Below are 2,727 nucleotides of genomic sequence, written 5' to 3' on the forward strand. Positions count from 1 at the left end.
GCTTATTATAATTCGGTATATTCCAAATGTAAATAATATTTAGAATATTTTTAACAAACTAAACTGAAAGAAAAAAAGGGACAAAAAACTGTCCCAATCTCTTACTTTTTTACAATTTAGGAAGCTTCTTTATAAATAGATAAAAAGTTATAGCATATTCGTTTTTCCTTTCATTTTTACTTTCTTAATCGAGTGAAGTAAATACCCTCCCTTAAACTTTCTCGCTTCATAAGAAATGATAAAGGCATTCGGTTCATATCGTTCAATTAGTTCCATGAGCTCCGGCTCCCGATTACGCTTTGTCAAAATATCCAATTGATAACGTTTACTATCCCTTCCTTCCCCATGGAATACTGTTACTCCAAATCCTTCCTCACGAAGCCGGTTGATTAGTTGTTCATTTTTGTTCGTCAAGTTCACCACTAATGTCGTATAGCCAAGTGCTAAAAAACTTTCTACGTAGCTGCCAATAATAATGCCTATCCCAAATCCCACCGCATATACGACCATCGCTACCGTACTTTGCTCCCCGGAAAAAACGAGGGACAATCCAAATACATATACCAGTGCTTCCAAAAACCCAAAAAACGAGGCATACATACTCATCCCTTTGACAAGGAATATGGTTCGCAGTGTTAAAACAGGAACATAAATTAATTGCAATAATAAAATCAGCAAAATTTCTTTCATTTTTGACACCTCGTATTCGTTTTTCTTCTTATACCCATTTTCTTAATTGTTCGTGACGAGCTGTCAGCCTTTTGCGATCAAGCAGCTCTAATATTGATACGAGATATTTACGGCTAACCTCCACTATACTTTTTGCTTCCTGCAAGGAAAAAGTGTTTGGATATGCTTTTTTTAACTGGGTAATCGCATAATTTACAGCTTTACGATGAACCAAGTGTTTTTCATCCAGGGTATCGGCAATCTGTTCATTTTTTAAGTAATTAATGAATTCTGCCGTGAGCTTAACAGGAATGCCTGCTTGTGCAATCAAATCCCCAATAGGCTGTGGCTCTAGCCCTTGTCGTTCAAGCCGGGAAATTACTTCATACATTTGTTTTTCCCAATGTTTCGGTATTGTTGGTTTGAAACTACATAAGCAGACATTTGAACCGTTTAAAGAAATATCATTATTGGCTTTTAGTTGTTCAAAGACAGCGTTCAGCAATTTTTCAGGATAAGACTTCTTATAAATCTGTATCACCTCTGCTTTAGAAATTCCTGGCCGTAACGGATATTGATGGTGATATCTCTCTAATTCAAGCAAAATATCATTCTTTATTCTTATTATGATCGTTTGGGCAACAAACTGCCCGGAAATCTGAGTGATTTGCCCGGTTGCTTCTCCTTCCTTTAGCAATAATTTTAATTCTTGGCTGGTTAAACCAAGATGTTTAATTATGCTTTCTCCTGATAAAAACTTTTGTTCTTCAAGAAGTAGAATTAACCGTTCAATAATCGAACCTTTCTCCATTTGCTTCAATTTTTCAATTGTTTTTACACCAAAGCGATATTTTTTCCCAGTTACATTAATGATCTTTCCACCAGCAAACGTTTCCATTGGGGAAGGGCGCCTTAAAATAAATGGGTCTCCTTTTTTCGCAACAATAGGTTCTTCAAGTCTGATTTGACAATACACTTCCTCCCCTGCAGATATTTCCAGTGTATTTCGGTCAAAGAAAACAATTTTTCCCATCACCTCTGAAGTTCCGATATACAGCTTTACCGGTGCCCGCTGTTTCAAAGGAAACTCCATTAATCTTGTCGTACGAATAGTAACATCAATACAATCTGTTACGACATAATGGTTAGAGTTCACAATAACATGTCCGCGGTGAACTTTATCTCGATTGATGCCGGAAATATTGATGGCAACTCGCTGCCCGGCAAAAGCTTGGAGAACGGTTTGATTTTGTGATTGTAACTGACGGATTTTTGCTTTATAACCATCAGGCAAAACCGTAATCGACTGTCCGACAGTTATCGTACCGTCGTATACTGTTCCGCGCAAAATCGTGCCATGGCCTTGAAGAGTAAACACTTGATCAACCGGCAAACGCAGAGCTCCATTGTCGTCTCGTTTTTTGCATCGGTCTAGACTTTCGATTATTTTTCTTTTTAATTCAGGGATCCCACGCTTAGAAAGCCCATCTACGTAAACAATATCGGCCGTTTCAAAGACTGTACCCTTGATGTAATCACGTATATTATCTTCGACGAGTTCCAGCAGTTCCTCATCGGCTAAATCCGACTTTGTTACGGCAATAATCGCCTGTTTAATACCTAATAAAGATAAGATTTCGAAATGCTCTTTCGTTTGCGGCATCACACCTTCATCTGCAGCAATAACAGCGATAACTAGATCAATACCTGTTACACCTGCAATCATTTGCTTAATAAACTTTTCATGCCCGGGTACATCGATAACCGAAACATGATATCCCTCTTTAAGGTGAATCGGAGCATACCCAAGCTCAATCGAGATATTTCGTTCTTTCTCTTCTTTTAGCCGGTCTGTATCAACATTCGTTAAAGCTTTTGTTAATGTTGTTTTCCCATGGTCGATATGTCCTGCAATCCCTATAGTATAATAGGCCATCTTTTATTCCCCTCATCTGTTATATTCGATAGTAATCATTGGGCTCTAAAGTCTTTCTTAATAGATTTGTTCTTTTAATCTTGGGTGTTGATTTGCGCTCCAAGCGCTTCGCTTTCCGCGGG

Annotated in this window: 2 protein-coding genes; both read right to left on the bottom strand. The window is 38.0% G+C overall.

The window, feature by feature from the left end; all coding sequences use genetic code 11:
• Positions 1–147: 147 nt before the first annotated feature.
• Positions 148–690, bottom strand: a complete 543-nt coding sequence (locus V7161_RS15715) for a DUF2179 domain-containing protein (RefSeq protein ID WP_335713923.1) — start codon at positions 688–690, stop codon at positions 148–150.
• A gap of 28 nt (positions 691–718) precedes the next feature.
• Positions 719–2,605 (bottom strand): selenocysteine-specific translation elongation factor, encoded by a 1,887-nt coding sequence (gene selB, locus V7161_RS15720; protein ID WP_335713924.1) that lies wholly within the window; start codon positions 2,603–2,605, stop codon positions 719–721.
• Positions 2,606–2,727 lie beyond the last annotated feature (122 nt).

Source organism: Neobacillus drentensis (assembly GCF_036965425.1).
Taxonomy (GTDB): Bacteria; Bacillota; Bacilli; order Bacillales; family Cytobacillaceae; genus Neobacillus; species Neobacillus drentensis_F.